Source organism: Salinibacterium sp. AL4.1, from assembly GCF_059767305.1.
On record NZ_JBSOQK010000003.1, the window covers coordinates 184,804 to 203,685 of the forward strand.

An 18,882-nucleotide genomic window follows, 5' to 3' on the forward strand; every position below is an offset into this window, starting at 1 on the left:
ATGACTGTCGCACCTTCCCCCTCCACCCTTCCCGTCGTCGTAGTGGGTGCGGGCCCTATTGGGCTCGCTGCAGCCGCGAACCTCACTCAACGCGGCATCACCGCAGTCGTCGTGGAATCCGGCAACCATGCCGGTGCTGCGATCAGCGACTGGGGCCACGTCTCCCTCTTCTCTCCATGGCGCTACAGCATCGACCCCTTCGGCCGTGAGTTTCTCGAGCGCACCGACTGGGTCTCCCCCGACGCAGAGACGCTCCCCACCGGTGCCGATCTCGTGCGGGACTACCTCAAGCCCCTCGCCGCCACCGCCGAACTCGCACCGCTTATCCGCTACAACAGCCGCGTTATCGGGATGTCCCGTCAGGGTATTGACTCGACCACAACGATCGGCCGCGAGCGCCGGCCGTTGATGGTTCGCGTTGACTCCCCCGATGGCGTCTACGACATCCTCGCTTCCGCCATCATCGACGCGTCAGGAACCTGGGGCCAGAACAACCCCATCGGCGCCTCCGGACTCCCCGCCACGGGCGAGACCGAAGCCAGCGCGTGGCTCACGGGACCGCTGCCCGATGTTCTCGGCCGCGATCGTGCGCGCTTCGCCGGCAAGCACACGCTCGTCATCGGCATGGGCCACTCGGCCGCCAATACGCTTCTCGCTCTCGCTGCCCTGCGCGATAGCGATCCGACCACCGAAATCACCTGGGCAATTCGTGGCCGGTCGGCTCGTCGCCTCTATGGTGGCGGCAGCGCTGATGAACTCCCGGGTCGCGGTGCGCTGGGCACTCGCCTAAAGGCTGCCGTCGAATCTGGAGCGATCACGCTCCTGACCGACTTCACCGTCACCGAACTCACTCCTCAACGCGATGGCCGCCTCACTGTCACCAGCAGCAATCCCGATGGCGACCAATCACTGACCGTGGATGCTCTCGCCGCCGCCACCGGGTTCCGCCCCGACATCGGCATCATGCGTGAGCTGCACCTCAGCCTCGACCCGGTGCTCGAAGCTCCCGTCATGCTGGCACCCCTCATCGACCCGAATTCGCACAGCTGTGGCACCGTGGAGCCGCACGGAGCGAGTGTGCTCGCGCATCCCGAAAAGAATGTCTACATCGTCGGCATGAAGAGCTACGGCCGCGCCCCGACTTTCTTGATGGCGACCGGTTACGAGCAAGTGCGCTCGGTGGTTGCCGCTATCGCTGGCGACGTGGCGAGTGCTGACCGCGTGAACCTCATGTTGCCCGAGACGGGCGTCTGCTGCTCGACAACTAGCGGCGGTTGCTGACCGGCTTAGTCGTCGAGCAGGATCCCGAGGTGCGCGGCGAGAGCCGGCGCGAGTTCTGCCAGTTGGTAGGAGTTGATCGTCGCGCCCTTGAGGTGCTCGACCCCCGTAACGTGGCGCAATTCGAGCGACCGTAAATCAACGTTGGTGAGCTTGGCGCGGGTGAGGTCGAGAGAGTTCACCTGTGTCCCCGAGAACGCGACACGGTTTGCCGTGGCGCCACCGAGGTCGAGTTCATCGATGAGGCAGTCTTGGAACAACACGTCGTGAAGATGGGCTCCCCGCAGGTTGAGGTAGCCGATGCGGCAGCGCACAAACCGAATCGACTTCCACGTTGACTCGTAAAATTCTGCCGACCCCAACCGAGAGCCCTCGATACTCACGTCACGAAGGTTCGAGCGCGGGGCCGAGAAAATGGGGGCGTTCAGCTTGTTGAAGCGGGTCTCCACGAAAGTGGCTGCCCGAAAGTTCGTCTCATTGGCCTCGAGCTCGGTGAACTCGCACTCCGTGAAAGAGATCCCCGAAAGGTCATCTTCGCTCACATCGGATGCTGTAAACCGCTGACCGTCATAACTTTCATGTGCACGCAGTGACTTCGCTTCGCCTTCGACAAGATTCTCCAAACGAAGCGAATCGATGAGCGGTGCTGCCGTCACTGCTTTCTTAGCCATGCCGCGGGTCACTCCTTGAGCTGGATGGGTTCTGCGCCAAACCGAAACTACCCCACCACACTGACGCTGCACCGCTAGCCTGTACGCATGACGCCTCCCGCCACCGCCGCAGACCGAGTTGCCCACTTTTCGAGCAAGCTCGACTACGAAACTGATCCCTCGGATGTCGGGGCAGCGATCGAGGCCAGCCAACGTTTTGTGCTCATTGACTCGCGCGGTGACGCCGCCTGGAATCAAGGTCACGCGGTCGGCGCCGTGCACATGCCGACCTCCACGATCAGTGCCCGCGCCGCCGCCGAGATCCCCGAGGATATGCCTGTCGTCGTCTACTGCTGGGGCCCTGGCTGCAACGGTGGCACGAAAGCCGCGCTCGAATTCGCGAAGCTCGGCTACGAAGTGCGCGAAATGATCGGCGGCTTCGAGTACTGGGCACGCGAAGGATTCCCTGCAGCGGACAGCAACGGCCCCGTCGTGCGCGCCAAGGATCCGCTTACGGCTCCCGTCGCGGCAATCTCCTGCGACTGCTAACTCAACGCCCTCATCATCAGGCACAAGTCGCGAGCTTCTTGCGAGCGGTCCCGGGCAACTAGTAACTTGCAGCCATAACTGGGGGCGATGGACTGACATATTCTCGCGACCATTCCCCTAGTGTTTTCAACAACTGTTTCAAAGGGGTATCAATGGAGTTCGCAGAACGTCTCGCCGCATTAGCGCTCAAAGTCAAAAACCAGCGCGAAGCGATCCAAACCGAAGAAGCCACGAAGAACGCGTTCATTATGCCGTTCATATCAACGATTCTTGGCTACGACGTCTTCAATCCGCTTGAAGTGGTTCCTGAGTTCACCGCTGATGTAGGGGTGAAAAAGGGCGAGAAGATCGACTACGCGATTATGCGCGATGGCGAAGTCCAGATTCTGATCGAGTGCAAGAGGTCGAAAGAACCGCTGCGCATCGAACACGCATCCCAGTTGTATCGTTATTTCGCGGTAACCAACGCTCGTATCGCTGTGCTCACCAACGGCGCGATTTACCATTTCTACACCGACCTCGATGCACCGAATCGAATGGACGACAAGCCGTTCTTGGTTCTCGATCTGGCTGATATTGACGAGACGCTGATTCCAGAACTCAGCAAACTCACGAAGGACTCCTTCGATCTTGACTCAGTGATAAACGCTGCCGAGGAGCTCAAGTACGTCGGAGCCCTCAAGCGCACGATAGCAACGCTCTTCCGCGAGTCGTCAGACGATTGGGTGAAGTTCGTCACCTCCCGCGTGTATGACAAGTCGTTTACTCAGAAAGTCCGCGAGCAATTCACTCCGCTCGTAAATAAAGCCTCGAAGCAGTTCTTGAATGACCAAGTGAATGACCGGTTGAAGGCAGCCCTAGGCTCGTCGACCTATCCCTCAGTTCAGACGGATGCAGAAGCAGAAGAGCTCAGCAGCGAGCCCGTAGTCGAGGCTGATCTTGATCGCGATACCGAAATTGAGACCACCCTCGAAGAACTCGAGGGCTACCAAATCGTCAAGGCAATCGCATGCAGCGAAGTGAAGCCACAGCGTGTGGTTCACCGCGATGCAAAGTCGTACTTCGCTGTGCTGCTCGATGACAACAATAGAAAGACCATCGCTCGACTGCATTTCAACAGCAAGAAGCAGAAGTACATCGGGACCTTTGACGCCGACAAAGTCGAAACCAAGCACGCCATTGGATCTCTCGACGAGATCTACAACTACGCCGAGCAGATCAGAGCCGCTGTCCAGCTTCACGACAGCTAGATCAGCACCAACAGCGCGGGCGAGCCTCAAAAGGAGCTCACCCGCGCTGCTTAGCCGGCGTCGCTCGAGTGGGACTCCAGGAACTCGTAAAGCTCGCGGTCGTCAACGCCGGGGAAGGTTCCCGAAGGCAGCGGCGACAGAATGTGGGCGTGCAGCTTGGCGCTCGACCACGCGTTGCCCGCCCATCGGTCGCGCAGTTCGCCCTCCGGCTTGCGGCAGCAGGTTTCGTCGGGGCACGTGGATGAACGACGCACGTCGGTGGCGCGGCCGCGGAACCACTTGGAGTGCGAGAACGGCACCCCGATCGTGATCGAGAACTCTTCGGCATCCGTCGTTCCCGTTTGGGTCGATTCGAAGAAGCTGCCCTCAGGGGTATCGGTGTACTGGTAGAACTCCGTGGTGCGGTTGGTGCGGGTAAACGCGGTACGAGCGCTCCAATTGCGGCACACAAACTGACCTTCGGCCGAGCCCGTGACATCCACCGGCAGGCGAAGCCCATCGTTTTCGTAGGCCTTGTAGACGGCACCATCGTCACCGACGCGCAAGAAGTGTGTTTCGAGATCGAGGTGTGAGGTTGCCAAGTTGGTGAAGCGCAACGCAGCCGCTTCATGGGTGACGCCGAAGGCATCCCGAAAGTCTTCGACGGCGATGTTGCGAGAAGCTTTGGCCTCGCTCAAGAACGCCACCGACTGCTTGAGCGGCATGAGCACAGCCGCCGCGAAGTAGTTGATTTCGAGACGTTGGTGCAAGAACTCGGCGTAACTCGTCGGCTCCGTGTGACCGAGAACGCGGTGCGCCATTGCTTGCAGCGCCATCGAACGCAGGCCGTGCCCGCCCGGAATGGATGCCGGCGGCAAGTAAATGCGCCCGTGCTTGAGATCGGTGACCGAACGCGCCGAATGCGGCAGGTCGTGCACGTGCACGAGTTCGAAGCCGAGGGATTCCGCCATCAGACTCACGGCGCGATGAGTGAGCGCCCCCGTCGTATGGTTGCCCGCGATCGTGAGTTTCTCGGCCTCTTTTTCGAGGTCGGGCAAGTAGTTATCGAGAGTGCGCATGCGCTGACGCAGCTCAGTGTTGGCGCGACGCGCTTCCTCCGGAGTGGCAATCGCCTGGCGCGAGCGCGTGGAAAGTTCATGGTGGAGGCCCACGATTGCCTCGAGCGTCTCATCCGGAATGCCCTTAGATGGGCGAATCTTCGGCAGCCCCAACGACGCGTAGATCGTGCTGCGCTGCAAACGGTCGAGTTCGATCTCGAGCGCAGCCCGCTTGGTCGGCGGGGTTTCTTCAAGCAGATCGGCGAGTTGGATGTCGGTGGCCGACGCAATTGCCGACAGCAGCGTCAGTCGGGGTTCGCGCCGCCCGTTCTCCATGAGGGAGAGCTGGCTACCCGCGACTCCCACCTTGTCGCCGAGTTGGTCGAGGGTCAGTCCGGCCGTGGTGCGGAAATGTCGGATGCGTTGCCCGAGAGTCACAAGATCATTCACACGTTCACTATAACTAAAGAACGAGGATTCTTTCCACCTGATTCGCCAGCAAGGCGGGCAAAAGTGGGTCATCATCGAATAACAACAGTTTTTTCACTACAACAACACTTCAGCGGAAGGTAGAAATGAGCATCGCCGAGATGACAAGGACCCACTTCTCCGCACCCGACGGAACAAATCAGAGCGTTATTGCCTGGGTGGAAGAGATCGCCACCCTCACGCAGCCCGACGAAGTTGTCTGGTGCAACGGCAGCCCCGAAGAGGCTGACGAGCTCGCCGAACTCATGATTGAGGCCGGCACGCTGACCCGTCTCAACGATGAGTACCGTCCCCACAGCTTCCTCGCCCGCAGCGACCCCAGCGATGTCGCTCGTGTCGAATCGCGCACTTTCATCTGCTCGGTCAACGAGAGCGATGCCGGCCCCTCCAACAACTGGGCCGCCCCCGCAGATATGCGCACCACGCTTGACGGCCTCTTTGAGGGTGCAATGCGAGGCCGCCGCCTTTACGTTGTTCCGTTCTCTATGGGTCCGCTCGGTTCTCCCCTCGCCAAAATCGGCGTGCAGGTGACCGACTCCCCCTACGTCGTCATGAGCATGGGCATCATGACGCGAATGGGAACCGCTGTTCTTCAGTCGATTGATGACTCCACCGAGTGGGTGCGGGCCGTCCACAGTGTTGGAGCCCCGCTCGCTGCCGGTGACACGGATGTGCCGTGGCCCTGCAACCAGACCAAGTACATCAGCCACTTCCCCGAGACTCGCGAAATCTGGTCGTTCGGTTCCGCTTATGGCGGCAACGCAATTCTCGCGAAGAAGTCGTTCGCCCTGCGTATCGCTTCGGTGATCGCTCGCGACGAAGGATGGCTTGCCGAGCACATGCTGCTCCTCAAGCTCACCAACCCTCGTGGTCGCGTCTTCCACATCGCTGCGGCATTCCCCAGCGCCTGCGGCAAGACCAACCTCGCGATGCTCAAGCCCACGATTCCCGGCTGGAAGGCCGAGACGATCGGTGACGACATCGCGTGGCTTGGCAAGGGAGCTGACGGCCGCCTGCGCGCCATCAACCCTGAAGCTGGATTCTTTGGTGTGGCGCCGGGAACGGGAATCGCCACCAACGAGACCGCGATGGACACCATCTGGGGCAATACCGTCTTCACCAACGTTGCGCTGAAAGACAACGGCGACGTGTGGTGGGAAGGCATGACCGATGAGGTGCCTGAGCACTTGATCGATTGGCAAGGAAACGACTGGACTCCCGAATCGGGAACTCCCTCGTCGCATCCGAACTCACGTTTTACTGTGGCAGCAGCACAATGCCCCACCATCGCAGATGAGTGGGAATCGCCACAGGGCGTCGTTATTGACGCCATAATCTTCGGCGGTCGCCGCGCGACCAACGTGCCGCTAGTGGTGGAGGCACGAGATTGGGAGCATGGCGTCTACCTGGGCGCCACTATCTCATCTGAGCGGACGGCGGCTGCCGAAGGCACCATTGGCGAACTACGGAGAGATCCGTTCGCGATGATGCCCTTCTGTGGATACAACATGGCAGACCACTGGGCCCACTGGCTCTCTGTGGGCCAGAACCTCCGCAGTTCAGGCACGGTGCCGCGCATTTTCCAAGTCAACTGGTTCCGTAAGGGCGCGGATGGCTCGTTCCTCTGGCCAGGCTTCGGCGAGAACTCTCGCGTGCTCGAGTGGATTCTCGAACGCGTCGACGGTCAAGTTGCCGCACAGGAGAGTGCCCTCGGGCTGCTCCCCCGCGAAGGCGACCTCAATATTGACGGCCTCGACCTTGACGAAAACGTCATGGAACAGCTTTTTGCTATCGATACGGAGTCATGGCTCGCCGAAGCGGCATCCACCGAAGAATTTTTTGCAACCTTCGATGGTCGCGTTCCCGCTGCCGTTACACGCCAGCTTGAGCAGTTGAAAGCACGCCTCACAAGCTAACCAACGAAACCCCCTCGCCGTTCGTCTTTACTAGTGTGACCACGATTGCGCTAACTATTGGCCATTCCTCGGCCACAATAGAGACGACGGCGAGGAGGGGCTCAGTGACTGAGACCACAAACACCCCTGCCCGCTGGGAAGACGTAGCCGCACAACTCGTCGCCGAGCGAGGTGAGGCATTGACGCGTTACGCGTACCTGATTTCGGGAAACCGCGACGACGCCTCCGACCTTGTGCACGATGCCCTCGTGAAAACCTTCGGTCGTCTGCGTAACGGCTTCGGCATCGCCAGCGCCGAGGCTTACGTGCGTCGAGCGATTCTGAACACCTACCTTGACCGCGGCCGAAAGATCAGCCGCTGGCGCAAGATCGCCCACCTCACGGTGGAGCCCGACATCCATGAATCTGCGGATGCTGACACCGAAGCTCGCTTAGACCTTCAGTCTCAACTCATGAAGCTTCGCCCGCGCGAACGCGCCTGCGTGGTGCTGCGCTACTACGAAGATCTCAAAGTGGATGACATTGCCGCGACCCTCGATATCAGCTCGGGTGCCGTGAAACGCTATTTGAGTGACGGACTCGCCCGCATGGCCGTGAGCCTAGACCGCGCCGACGCACACGATCTGGGAGGCCACCGTGGTTGATGAGAACGAACTGCGCACCCAGTTTTCGGGCACCGAATTGCCCGCGATCGATATTGATACCGCTGCAGTGATTTCACGAAGCAAACGTCGCCGCCTCCCACGCCAGTTCGCGGTAGGAGCGGTGGGACTGCTCGCGGCGACGTCGCTCGTCTTCGCAGGCATCAGCACGTTCCGGCAGGCGGACCCCACCAGCACGACGGCAGGGGTCGTCGCAGACGAGTCGTTCGACACCGGCGGCGAAAGCGACGCCGCCCCGTCAGAAGAATCGCAGGCCGCCCCCGACACGAGCCCGATCACCGCGACGTGTGGCACGAGCATCCGCACCGATCAAACAACGCCGTTTGGGCTCTCGCTCGAACTGGAGTTGCCCGCCGAAGTTGTGGCTTCCGGCAGCACCTACGGCACAGCGCGCCTGACCAATACGTCTGATGAGCCGGTGACCGGCTCCACCTCGAACGTGCCCGAGGTGAACCTGCTGCGCGACTCAATCGTGATTTCGCACAGCCCGGATGTTCAGATTCTGTCGATCATGCCTGTGAATCTGCAGCCTGGCCAAAGCATCGCTTTTGATGTCGCGATCGATATTTTCGACTGCACCATGATTGACACCGGTGGGATGGTGGAGCCCGGCACCTATGCCGTGAATGCGACGCTCGCCTTTGTACCCACCGACCCCGCCGATGGCGCCGCTGCCGAAGTTCGCAGCGCACAATCAGCGATCACACTGCAGTAGCCACAGTCGCCTTCGCTAGACTCGTCGTGTCACTGTCCTCGACGAAGGAGCACCCGTGAAAGCTCGACTGGGCACTACTCTGGCGCTTGCCGCTGCACTCGCCCTGCTCACCGCAGGGCCGGCTCTGGCGAACGACCCTGTGAGCCTCGACGGCGGCTACGTTGTCGACGCGGTGGGCGTGCTCGACGGCGATTCGAGCGCCATCGATGGTGCTCTCGATTCGCTCTACGAAAGCCAGGGCATTCAACTTTTCGTCGTCTATGTTGACGAGTTCACCAACCCCAGCGACCCTGTTGATTGGGCTGACACCACCGCCGATAACAACGGGCTGGGCGACAATGATCTGCTTCTTGCCGTTGCTGTTTCGCAGCGCCAATACGCACTCTCCGTAGCGCCCGACGCTCCCGTGACCTCTGACCAGCTGGATGCCGCAGAAAGCGCGATCGAGTCAGAGCTTCGCAACGATAACTGGGGGCAGGCTGCTATCGCGGGCGCCAACTCGCTCGCGGGTGAGGGTTCGACGGCGGTGACGTCCGACGCATCAAGCGGCGGCATCCCGATTCTGCCGATTGTGGGCGGTGTTGCGGTTGTTGGTGCTGGCGCCTATGTGATTTACCGTGTGCGTCGTGGCGGCAAGGGTGACGGCAGTACTGCTCCCACCGCTGAGGTTTCGCAAGAAGAACTCGACCGTCGCGCCGGTAGCGCTCTGGTCGATCTCGATGACGCGGTCAAGACCAGCGAGCAAGAGCTTGGCTTTGCCGAAGCACAGTTCGGTTCGGCCGCGACCGCCGGCTTCCAGAAGTCGCTTGACGAAGCGAATGCCGCTGTGGCGAAGGCGTTCCGCATCCGCCAGCAACTCGACGACAGCGAGCCTGAAACAGCCGAGCAGAAGCGTGCCATGACGATCGAGATCATCGAACTGTGCGAGCACGCCGACGACTTGCTCGACGAACAGGCCGAGGCGTTTGAGAAACTTCGCCAGCTTGAGACAAACGCCGCCGCGGTACTCGCTGAAACCTCCACCGCGATTGCGGCCGCGGCTCAGCGACTCCCCGCAACCGAGGCCGCCCTCGCAGCGCTCACCGCGCGCTACGCGCCCGCGGCTATTGCGGCTGTTGTCGACAACGGCACGCGCGCTCAGGAATTGCTGAACTCGGCTGTGAGCACCTCGACTGCAGCGCAAGCCTCGATCGAAGCGCAGAAACCGAGTGAAGCTGCTGTCGCTGTGCGCGCCGCTCAAGCGGAACTGGGCCAGGCCATCCAACTCATGGATGCCGTCGATTCGCTGACCGCGGAGCTCCAGGCAGTAGAGCAGAAGCTTGCCGCCGCCATCACAGACACCACGAACGACATCGCTGCGGCCCGCGCGCTTCCCGCAGACAGCACGGCAGCAGCACTGCAGCCCTCGATCGCGAGTGCTGAAGCCGCGTTGGCTGCCGCCCAGTCGGCGACCGCCGATCCTGTCGCGAGTTTGAGCGCACTCGGGGATGCTAACGCTGCTCTCGAAACGGTCTTTGTGGGCGTGCGCGACCAGCAGGCAGCAACGGCTCAAGCAGCGACCCAGTTGTCGGCGGCGCTGGCGGCAGCGCAGTCTCGCATCACCACGACGGCGCAGTTCATCACGACACGTCGCGGTGGCGTTGGCTCTTCGGCGCGAACCAAGATTGCCGAAGCTGATCGTCAGTTCAAGCAGGCGCTCGCGCTGCAGACATCCGACCCCGTGACCGCTGTGACCCACGCCCGCACGGCGGACCAATTGGCGGCAAGTGCGTACGACATCGCTCAGCGCGAGGTCTCTCAATTCTCCGGCGGCTCCAATGCTAGCGTTGGCGGGTCGCTCGGCGGCTCGAATTCGGGCGGTGGAGCTGTGCTCGGCGGCATCATCGGTGGGCTCATCGGTGGCAGCCTCGGCTCACGCTCGTCGCGCCCATCGTCGGGCTACTCCTGGGGCGGCGGTTCGCGCTCGGGCGGTTCAGGTTCGCGCGGCGGTTCACGTTCGGGCGGCCGCAGCTCGGGCGGATCATCTCGCCGCAGTGGTGGTGGCCGCAGCCGCGGCGGTAGATTCTAATTACGGTTTCCTTCAGAAAACTCACGAAAGGCACGTCGCATGGCAAAGCAGTCAATTCTCGGACGAATCTCACAACTACTGAAGGCGAACATCAACTCGCTCCTCGACTCGGCCGAGGACCCTCAGTTGATGCTCGACCAGCTCGTGCGCGACTACACCAACTCCATTGCGGATGCGGAGAGCGCTGTAGCTCAGACCATCGGCAACCTGCGCCTCATGGAGCAGGATCACGCTGAAGACATGAACGCTGCTGCTGACTGGGGCCGTAAGGCTCTCGCGGCAAGCTCGAAGGCTGACGAACTGCGCGCGGCGGGTAACGCCGCGGATGCCGACAAGTTCGACAACCTCGCCAAGATCGCCATCGGTCGTCAAGTTTCTTCCGAGAACGAAGCTCGCACCGCTGAGCCGACCATTGCGTCGCAAACTCAGGTTGTTGACCAGCTCAAGAGCGGCCTCGATGGCATGCGCGCCAAGCTGAGCGAACTCACCGCCAAGCGTGACGAGCTTGTTGCTCGCTCCAAGACGGTTGAAGCTCAGTCGCAGGTGCACGACGCGCTCAAGTCGATCGATCTTCTTGACCCGACGAGCGACCTCGGCCGCTTCGAAGACAAGATTCGCCGCGAAGAGGCCAAGGTTCTGGGGCAGCAAGAGCTCGCAGCATCCAGCCTCGACGCTCAGTTCGAAGGCCTCGAAGACCTCGGCAAGCAGACCGAAGTTGAGGCCCGTCTCGCGGCTCTCAAAGCGGGCGGCGCTCAAGCCCTCACCGCAGGCGAGTAATTCGACGATTCGAAAGTACAACGGATGACAATTAACTACGTTGTCGTTCCGCAGTGGCAGGGTTCGGGTTCGTCCCGCGCCATGCAACTTGTGGACGGTGCCGAGTCGATTCGGGGAGATCTTCCCTCGGCGTCGACTCGCACCGTCGACATTCCCCTCGAAGCGGGCGATCACCAAGGCACGGGCGTGCACCGCTACAGTTCGCTGCTGCTCGTGCGCGATCGGCTACGGCACGCTCTCGCCGAAGGCACCGAAGCCGGCGTTGACACCCACGTCACCATTGGTGGCGATTGCGGCGTCGAGCTCGCGGCGATCGAGCATGTGAGCGCGAGCGAGCCCGCCGTGGTGTGGCTCGACGCCCATCCTGATCTGCATACCGCCGCGACGAGTCCCTCCGGCGCGTTCACTGGAATGGTGTTGCGCACGCTCCTGGGCGATGGTCCCTCTGAGCTTGTGCCCGCGCATCCGGTTCGCGCCGATCGGGTGATCCTCGCCGGCGTGCGCTCGATCGATACCGCTGAAGATGACTACATCGGTCAGTCCGGCATCCGGATGCTCGGCCCCGTCGATTTCTCTGCGGAGACGCTGCTCGATGCCATTGCGGCGACGGGCGCCGACTCGGTGTATCTCCATATCGATCTGGATGTTCTTGATCCCGCTGATTTCGCGGGGCTCGGCTCCCCCGTGCCCTTCGGCATCGAAGCGGGAGTGCTCATCGAAACGATTCGCGCTGTGGTGGCAAAGTACCCGCTGTCGGGGGCGGGCATCACCGAATTTGCTCCCGCGTCGATGACGTCCGCGGTGGATGACTCCCCCACAATTTTGAGGCTGATTGGCGCCCTAGCGAGCGCCGGCGGTCATTCGCGCGGTTCTTCTGCAACCCCGACCGACACCGAGTAGTTCGCCCCGTCGACATCCGTAATCGTCACTTGGCTGTCGAAGTCTTCGTCGAGCGTGGTGTCGGTAAGAACGCAGTCGAGTTTCGTGTTGTTCTTGAGCTCAATGATGTCGGTGCCACAGTTCATCTCGGGCGATTCGCCCGTGGCCTGTTCAAGCGCGGAAACCGCCTCCGCCGCAATGTCACTCGCGGAAACCTCGACGGGCGGTTCGCTGCTGCAGCCGCTGAGCAGGGCCGCCGTCGCAACAGAACAAACGAGAATTGCGGATCGCAACACAGGAGCCTCCGAAAAGTTGGTGTGGGTATGAGCTTATCGCCAGCATCCCTCCCGCTGGCTGTCGTGCAGTCGTAGTCTGGGGCTATGACTGACTCCAACTCGAGCACCCCCAAGATCACTGTGGAGCGAGACGGTCACGTCTTGCTCATCGGCCTCAACCGCACCGACAAGCGCAACGCCGCCGACATGGAGATGTTGCAGCAACTCGCACTCGCGTATGGCGAACTTGAACGCGACCCCGAGCTGCGGGCCGGTTTCGTTTTTGCTCACGGAGACCACTTCACGGGCGGCCTCGACCTCGCTGACATTGGCCCCCGCATCGGAGCGGACGGGCTCGATATGGTTCCTGAGGGCGGCATTAACCCGTGGCAGGTCTCGGGCGAAAAGCTCTCGAAGCCCGTCGTGATTGCGGTGCAGGGCACGTGCCTCACGCTCGGTATTGAGCTACTGCTGGCGAGCGACATCGCCATCGCAGCGGACTCGACTGTCTTCGGCCAGGTCGAGGTCTCGCGCGGCATCCTGCCCTTTGGTGGTGCCACCATTCGCTTCCCGCGCCGAGTGGGCTGGTCGAACGCGATGCGCTGGATTCTCACCGGCGACAGCTTCGACGCGGCCGAAGCGCACCGCATCGGGATGGTGCAAGAAGTTGTGCCGCACGGCGAGCAGTATGCGCGCGGCCTTGAGCTGGCTCACCGTGTTGCGGCCCAGGCGCCGCTCGCGGTGCAAGCGGCGCTGGCTAATGCGAACCTGGCGATTCGCGAGGGCGATGCAGCGGCCGAGTCAGGCCTCCAGCCCGCCCTCGTAGCGGTCGCTCAGAGCAAAGATGCCAGAATCGGAATGGAAGCGTTTATGACGCGCACCACCGCCGAGTTCATCGGCAAGTAGGACCGCCGGTACGGCCGATACCGGCGCACCAGCATCACCCGCACCATCCGCACCACCAACGCGAAGGAGTTCACTCATGACCGAGAACAACTGGGATGTCATCGTTATCGGAGCCGGAGCGGTCGGTGAGAACGTGGCGGATCGCGCCGTTCAAGGCGGGTTGAGCGTAGTGCTCGTGGAGAGCGAGCTCGTGGGTGGTGAGTGCTCGTACTGGGCGTGCATGCCGTCGAAAGCCCTCATCCGCAGTGGCTTGGCGTTGCGCGCGGTCGAAAAACTTCCCGGTGCTGCAGAAGCCGTGACGGGTGGCATCAACGTCGACGCTCTGCTCGCGCGCCGCAATAGCTTCACGAGCAATTGGGATGACGCTGGCCAAGTGAAGTGGGTCAAGAAAGCGGGTATCGGCCTCGAGCGCGGGCACGCGCGCCTCGCGGGCCCCAAGACCGTCACGGTCACGGCCGACGACGGAACCGTCACCACGCTCACTGCCAATCACGCCGTTGTCGTGAGCACGGGATCTGACCCGCAACTGCCTAACATTCCCGGTCTGATCGAAGCTCAGCCGTGGACTCCGCGTGAAGCCACCGCGGTCAAGGTTGTCCCCGAGTCCCTCGCCATCATCGGCGGCGGCGTTGTTGGGGTAGAAATGGCCACTGCCTACCGTGACCTCGGCGCCGAAGTGACGATGTTTGCCCGCAGCGGGCTACTCAACGGCCAAGAAGATTTCGCCGGCGAGATGGTCGAGAAAGCCCTGAAGGAGCGCGACGTCATCATCGTCAGAACCTCCCCCACGCGCGTGGAACGCACCGCTGACGGCGTCGTGATCGAGACTCCGGAGGGTAGCTTCACGACATCCGAAATCCTGATTGCAACCGGTCGCGCCGCTCGCACGAATGACATCGGCCTTGAAACCGTTGGCCTCACGCCGGGCGACTGGATTCGGGTGGACGACACCATGCTCGTGCCCGACACCGACTGGCTCTATGCCGTCGGCGACGTCAACCACCGCGCGCTGCTCACCCATCAGGGCAAGTACCAAGCGCGGGCTGCCGGTGACGTGATTGTCGCCCGCGCTAAGGGCGAGACCGTGGATGACGCCCCCTGGGGTGCGCACGTTGCGACCGCCGACCACAGCGCTGTTCCGCAAGTCACGTTTAGCGATCCCGAAGTAGCTTCGGTCGGAGTCATGTCTCACGATGCCGAGAAGCAGGGCATCGACGCTCAAGTCGTTGACTACAACATCGGCTGGGTTGCTGGCGCGAGCCTGCAGGCTGACGGCTACGAGGGCCACGCACGACTCGTCATCGACCGCGAGCGTCAGGTCATTATCGGCGCGACCTTTGTGGGTCAGGATGTTGCGGAGCTGCTGCACTCGGCCACCATCGCCATCGTGGGTGAGGTTCCCATCGCGCGCCTGTGGCACGCGGTTCCCTCGTACCCCACGATCAGTGAGGTGTGGCTGCGACTGCTCGAAACGATTGGACGTCCGTGAGCCGAGCACTAACGCTGGGCACGCGGCTCGGGCACGCTCTGGCGCGCGCCGAACACAATCCGCGCGCTCAGCGAGTGCTGCTGCACCCCGTCCTCACGCGACCCGGCTACTGGTTTGCTACGGCATCCGGAGCGCTATGGGGCGCGGCGTTGAGCAAGCGCGCGCTGAAGTCGCAGGGCGGCGTGCTGGTGGCGACGCCTCTGCCGAAGTGGGCGTTTGGGCGCGGCGGCACGACGATTGGCGCCGTGTTTTTGACCGGCGGGGATGCGAGCGATGACGTGCTCGCGCATGAGGCTGTTCACCGCGAGCAGTGGCGAAAGTACGGGTTGTGGTTTATCCCGCTGTACTTGCTGGCGGGGCAGAATCCGCTGACGAATCGCTTTGAGGTTGAGGCGGGGCTGGAGCTCGGTGGCTATGTGCGTGCGAGGTCATTGCGTGCGCCGAAAGCCACAGCGGAAAAGTAGCGGGCGGATGGATGCGCGGCGCGAGCTAGTCGGAGGGGCGCGCTAGTTGGAGCTGAGCAGTCGCGCGGGGCCCTGATGAGCAACCCACGCGTAAACGGTGCTCTCGCCGAATGCACTGACGGGCAGCATTTCGCTAAGCCACGCGTCGACCGATCGGGCAACGCTTTGGCCGCGCTCGCGCAGCAACCAGCACACGCTGAAGCGGCCGGGAGCCGATAGCGGCTGGATGGCGTCAGCCGAGTCAACTTCGATGAACACTTGGCCGCGTGAACGGGCCGGCAATGTCGCGAGGATCATCGAGATTGCATCGATCGAGGTCTCGTCTCCCGCGAGCAGCACGCGGTCAGCCGACTGGGGATTCCAGGCGATCTGCGGGGTGAAGAGTTCGGGAAACATTGACCCCAGTATAGGCATGCCTTACCTAAATCACGAAGCGCTCTCGGCGGACTCCAAGCAGCGGATTCGGGGCCACCACTACAGCACGACGCGCGGCCTTGAGGAACCTAAGTATTTCTTTTGTTCTGCAACAATCGAGTATGACCAACAGTCACGCAGTCGAGCAGAACCGACGCAGAAAAGCGATGCAACGAGTCGCGATTGCGCTGGCAGCACTGGGACCCCTCTGGATTGGCTCGCTCTATGCATACGCGAGCTTGGCGGAGCGAAACAGCCACTCGTCCTGCGCTGATTATGTTCCCGCGAATTTGAGCGACTCGGAATATGTTGTGCAGACCAAATCACGGGTGACAGTTCTTCCGCTCGCGCTTGAGTGCTCGTTTTACGCCGAGGCGCCATCTGACAACCCCGACTATGTCGTGGTCGAAAAAGATCTCGGTACCTCTTGGTGGCTCGGAGCGCCAGTCAGCTTCTTGGCCGCTGCGAGCGTTTGGGTCGCGAGCCGCACGACCACGACCCCCCGGAACCGTGAACCTCACAGGACTAAAGCATGATCCCCCTCATCGATTGGCGCCTCACATGATGCACCTCCGCCCGTCCGACTTGAGTCGCGAGCAGGCCAATCGCCACTTGGCGCACGCTGAAGCCACACTGGATTTTCGGCTCACAGAGTTAGCGCATTGGATGGCAGCCGGTGGCGGCCCTATCGATGAGATGGATGCATCGTTAGCGAGCATTGAAACCCTGTGGAACTGGACTCAAACTTTCGCCACCTCTGCCGCAGCGGAGATGATCCCGGAACAGTGGCGAACGGACTACTCACTAGCGTTCGGGTTCGTGCCTGAGCTTCAGTACAGACGGACGCTCTATGTCGCTCAGGCCTGGCAAAGCTACGTCTTCAGCGTCTTACACCGTCTCGATCCCTCGACAAGGATTGATCTGTACCGCTGGGCCGGCACCGATCACCAATATTTCAACGACTTGGTTTACCGGACCGAGTCCAAATCCGGGTTAGGACCGCGTTTATACAACCTGCAAGTTTCTGTGTCACATGGTGTGACGAGGCCAGAGCGGGTCAACCTCACGAAGTTTATGAGCTGGTTCTCGACGCAGTTTGCGGAGTGGATCGCCCTGGCAGGTGATGACCCTAGAGGGCCATCAATTCTTGCTCCGCTGGTCGAGCGGCCGCTCAGCGACTTCGATTCGCTGCGCAATCCGCCTGAGTTTGCATCGGAGCCCAGAGTCGCCCCCGAAAAGTCGGCTCCGGCCCTTGCGCAGCTGGAAGACGACGAGTTCATGATCGCGCCCCGCGACTACGACCCCGACAATCTTGCCGCCGGCCAAGCGTTGGACTCTGCGGTCGTGCATCACGCTCTCCTAGAGATGGATGCGAGCTTGGGTGGCGGCGGCACCATCACCGAATCCGCCGAGTGGCTTTCTGCCGGGCACGCTGATCTTGCCCTCGGCTCTTTGGCTGGTGCGACCGTCTTCGTTGCCGACGGTGCTGTGCGCGGAGTCGGGTTCGAAATCGGCGAGATCACCGAGAAGGAGTGGCGCACTCTCTCGAAACAGATGCGAGCACTAGCGAAGTCGCTAGGTGTGCACTTCGCCCCCGATCAAGACGAGAGCTGGAGAGCTAACCAGTAGCGCTAAGCCCCAAACGCCGCAGGATGCCGCGAACCCCACTGAAAGCGGCGCTCGAGTTGCGCACCGATCGCGAGCAGCACGTCTTCGCGACCGGGGCGGCCGATGAGTTGCACGCCCATCGGCAGCCCTTCCGCGGTTTCGTGCACGGGGAGGCTGATCGCGGGCAGGCCTGAGACGTTGACGAAGCTCGTCCAGGGCGTGTACTGCACTTGCTTTGCAAAGTTCTCGAAGGCATCCTCGGCGTGGAACCAACCGAGCGGGCGCGGGGTCATGGCCATCGCCGGAGTCAGGACGGCGTCGTAGGTCGAGAACTGGCGGATGACGCTGCGCTCGAACCGAGACAGCGTTGCGATGGCGACGCCCACGTCGCGCGCGCTCATCCGGCGTCCGCTTTCGATGAGCCATTTCGTGAGGGGTTCCACGAGCTCAAGTTGCTCGCCATCGAGCGGGATTCCGGCGGCTCCCGCTTGCCACAGCACCGTGAAAGCTTCGGCGTATTCGGGTGAGGGGTCGAGCGCGAAGTCTTCGCTGCCGTGGCCGAGCTGGTCGAGCGCGGTGCGAGCGAGGGTAAGAGCATCCTGAGCTTCGGGCGAGACACTGATCTCGTAGGTGTCATCCCACGGCGAGGTTGTCATGACGCCGATGTTGAACGTGCCCTCGCCACGGATCGCCGCGTTGAGGAAGGCGCCGCCGTCCCACGTGGGCGGGCCGACCGAGAAGGGCGAGGGGCCAGCGATGCCATCGAGGAGGAGGGCAGCATCCGCCACGGTACGAGCCAGCGGTCCGGTTACCGGAAGCTGGCCGAGACTGCCGAAACCGCTGCCCGCGGGCACACGACCACGCGACGGTTTGAGTCCGACGAGTCCGGTCGCGGCGGCGGGAATGCGAATCGAGCCACCACCGTCCGAGCCTGGAGCGAACGGCAAGAGCCCCGCGGAGACGGCGACGGCCGCTCCCCCGCTGCTGCCGCCGGAGCCGAGAGAGGTGTCCCAGGGGTTCACGGCCGGGGCATCCGAGAGCGGCTCGGTGTAGGCGGGCAGGCCGAATTCGGGAGTCGCTGTTTTGCCGAGGCTGATCGCGCCGGCGGCATCGAGAACGTCGGTGATCTCATCCGACACCTCGGGCACGTAGTCGGCGAAGGCGCGCGATCCATAGGCGGTGCGCACTCCGGCGCGGGCCCACAAGTCTTTTTCGCCCGAGGGTAGACCCCAGAGGACGGCAGCGCGGGAGCCAGAGGCCTCTAGCTCGGCGGCACGCTGGCGCGCAGCATCCGGAGTCACGACCGTGAAGGCGCCCAACTCGGGGTTGAGGCGTTCGATGCGATCGAGGTAGCACTCCACGAGTTCGCTGGGCTTCAGCTCGCCCGCTCGCACGAGATGGAGCTGCTCAAGGGCGGTGAGGCGATGAAGTTCTGACACGGATTCAGCCTAAGGGG

At 62.3% G+C, this 18,882-nt stretch carries 18 protein-coding genes; 13 read left to right on the forward strand and 5 right to left on the reverse strand.

The features are described 5' to 3' along the window. On the forward strand, window positions 1–1,281 hold the full coding sequence (locus ACWTV3_RS13425; protein ID WP_498478701.1) for an FAD-dependent oxidoreductase: 1,281 nt from the start codon (window positions 1–3) through the stop codon (window positions 1,279–1,281). Between the two features lie 5 nt (window positions 1,282–1,286). On the opposite strand, the gene ACWTV3_RS13430 is transcribed toward ACWTV3_RS13425, so the two are convergent. Continuing rightward, on the reverse strand, window positions 1,287–1,949 hold the full coding sequence (locus tag ACWTV3_RS13430; RefSeq protein ID WP_498478702.1) for a pentapeptide repeat-containing protein: 663 nt from the start codon (window positions 1,947–1,949) through the stop codon (window positions 1,287–1,289). A gap of 87 nt (window positions 1,950–2,036) precedes the next feature. Here ACWTV3_RS13430 and ACWTV3_RS13435 point away from each other — a divergent pair, with 87 nt between their 5' ends. Then, complete coding sequence (locus ACWTV3_RS13435; protein ID WP_498478703.1) at window positions 2,037–2,477, forward strand: rhodanese-like domain-containing protein; 441 nt, start codon at window positions 2,037–2,039, stop codon at window positions 2,475–2,477. 152 nt (window positions 2,478–2,629) lie between these two features. Continuing rightward, window positions 2,630–3,727: a type I restriction endonuclease gene (locus ACWTV3_RS13440; RefSeq protein WP_498478704.1), complete on the forward strand. Its 1,098-nt coding sequence runs from the start codon at window positions 2,630–2,632 to the stop codon at window positions 3,725–3,727. Window positions 3,728–3,777: 50 nt separating this feature from the next. Here the strand turns inward: ACWTV3_RS13440 and ACWTV3_RS13445 are convergent, their stop codons facing one another. Continuing rightward, the gene (locus tag ACWTV3_RS13445; RefSeq protein ID WP_498478705.1) at window positions 3,778–5,214 is read right to left on the reverse strand and encodes a helix-turn-helix domain-containing protein; all 1,437 of its coding nucleotides are present in this window, start codon (window positions 5,212–5,214) and stop codon (window positions 3,778–3,780) included. 125 nt (window positions 5,215–5,339) lie between these two features. Here ACWTV3_RS13445 and ACWTV3_RS13450 point away from each other — a divergent pair, with 125 nt between their 5' ends. From ACWTV3_RS13450 to ACWTV3_RS13475, 6 genes are all read left to right on the forward strand, one after another. Continuing rightward, window positions 5,340–7,169, forward strand: a complete 1,830-nt coding sequence (locus tag ACWTV3_RS13450) for a phosphoenolpyruvate carboxykinase (GTP) (RefSeq protein WP_498478706.1) — start codon at window positions 5,340–5,342, stop codon at window positions 7,167–7,169. Between the two features lie 104 nt (window positions 7,170–7,273). Further along, a complete protein-coding gene (locus ACWTV3_RS13455) occupies window positions 7,274–7,813 on the forward strand; it encodes a sigma-70 family RNA polymerase sigma factor (protein ID WP_498478707.1) in 540 nt (179 codons plus the stop codon). After that, complete coding sequence (locus ACWTV3_RS13460; protein WP_498478708.1) at window positions 7,806–8,546, forward strand: hypothetical protein; 741 nt, start codon at window positions 7,806–7,808, stop codon at window positions 8,544–8,546. The genes ACWTV3_RS13455 and ACWTV3_RS13460 overlap by 8 nt, the downstream gene beginning before the upstream one ends. Before the next feature lie 55 nt (window positions 8,547–8,601). Continuing rightward, window positions 8,602–10,614: a TPM domain-containing protein gene (locus tag ACWTV3_RS13465; RefSeq protein ID WP_498478709.1), complete on the forward strand. Its 2,013-nt coding sequence runs from the start codon at window positions 8,602–8,604 to the stop codon at window positions 10,612–10,614. Window positions 10,615–10,653: 39 nt separating this feature from the next. Continuing rightward, the gene (locus tag ACWTV3_RS13470) at window positions 10,654–11,391 is read left to right on the forward strand and encodes a PspA/IM30 family protein (protein ID WP_498478710.1); all 738 of its coding nucleotides are present in this window, start codon (window positions 10,654–10,656) and stop codon (window positions 11,389–11,391) included. 24 nt (window positions 11,392–11,415) lie between these two features. Beyond that, window positions 11,416–12,291 carry an arginase family protein gene (locus ACWTV3_RS13475; RefSeq protein WP_498478711.1) on the forward strand — a complete coding sequence of 292 codons (876 nt, stop codon included), beginning with the start codon at window positions 11,416–11,418 and terminating at the stop codon, window positions 12,289–12,291. On the opposite strand, the gene ACWTV3_RS13480 is transcribed toward ACWTV3_RS13475, so the two are convergent. Beyond that, window positions 12,249–12,566 carry a DUF4333 domain-containing protein gene (locus ACWTV3_RS13480; protein WP_498478712.1) on the reverse strand — a complete coding sequence of 106 codons (318 nt, stop codon included), beginning with the start codon at window positions 12,564–12,566 and terminating at the stop codon, window positions 12,249–12,251. The two genes, ACWTV3_RS13475 and ACWTV3_RS13480, sit on opposite strands and share 43 nt — an antisense overlap. 84 nt (window positions 12,567–12,650) lie before the next feature. Here ACWTV3_RS13480 and ACWTV3_RS13485 point away from each other — a divergent pair, with 84 nt between their 5' ends. The 3 genes from ACWTV3_RS13485 (at window position 12,651) to ACWTV3_RS13495 (ending at window position 15,404) form a co-directional block, all read left to right on the forward strand. Beyond that, window positions 12,651–13,451 (forward strand): crotonase/enoyl-CoA hydratase family protein, encoded by an 801-nt coding sequence (locus ACWTV3_RS13485; RefSeq protein WP_498478714.1) that lies wholly within the window; start codon window positions 12,651–12,653, stop codon window positions 13,449–13,451. Window positions 13,452–13,527: 76 nt separating this feature from the next. Further along, on the forward strand, window positions 13,528–14,940 hold the full coding sequence (locus ACWTV3_RS13490) for a dihydrolipoyl dehydrogenase family protein (protein WP_498478715.1): 1,413 nt from the start codon (window positions 13,528–13,530) through the stop codon (window positions 14,938–14,940). Then, window positions 14,937–15,404 (forward strand): hypothetical protein, encoded by a 468-nt coding sequence (locus ACWTV3_RS13495; protein WP_498478716.1) that lies wholly within the window; start codon window positions 14,937–14,939, stop codon window positions 15,402–15,404. Before ACWTV3_RS13490 ends, ACWTV3_RS13495 begins: the two co-directional genes overlap by 4 nt. Window positions 15,405–15,446: 42 nt before the next feature. On the opposite strand, the gene ACWTV3_RS13500 is transcribed toward ACWTV3_RS13495, so the two are convergent. Further along, a complete protein-coding gene (locus ACWTV3_RS13500) occupies window positions 15,447–15,800 on the reverse strand; it encodes a siderophore-interacting protein (protein WP_197126412.1) in 354 nt (117 codons plus the stop codon). Window positions 15,801–16,379: 579 nt separating this feature from the next. Between ACWTV3_RS13500 and ACWTV3_RS13505 the strand changes: the two genes are divergently transcribed. Further along, on the forward strand, window positions 16,380–17,447 hold the full coding sequence (locus tag ACWTV3_RS13505; RefSeq protein ID WP_498478718.1) for a hypothetical protein: 1,068 nt from the start codon (window positions 16,380–16,382) through the stop codon (window positions 17,445–17,447). A 2-nt stretch (window positions 17,448–17,449) separates the two neighbouring features. On the opposite strand, the gene ACWTV3_RS13510 is transcribed toward ACWTV3_RS13505, so the two are convergent. Then, window positions 17,450–18,865, reverse strand: a complete 1,416-nt coding sequence (locus ACWTV3_RS13510) for an amidase (RefSeq protein ID WP_498478719.1) — start codon at window positions 18,863–18,865, stop codon at window positions 17,450–17,452. Between the last annotated feature and the right edge of the window lie 17 nt (window positions 18,866–18,882).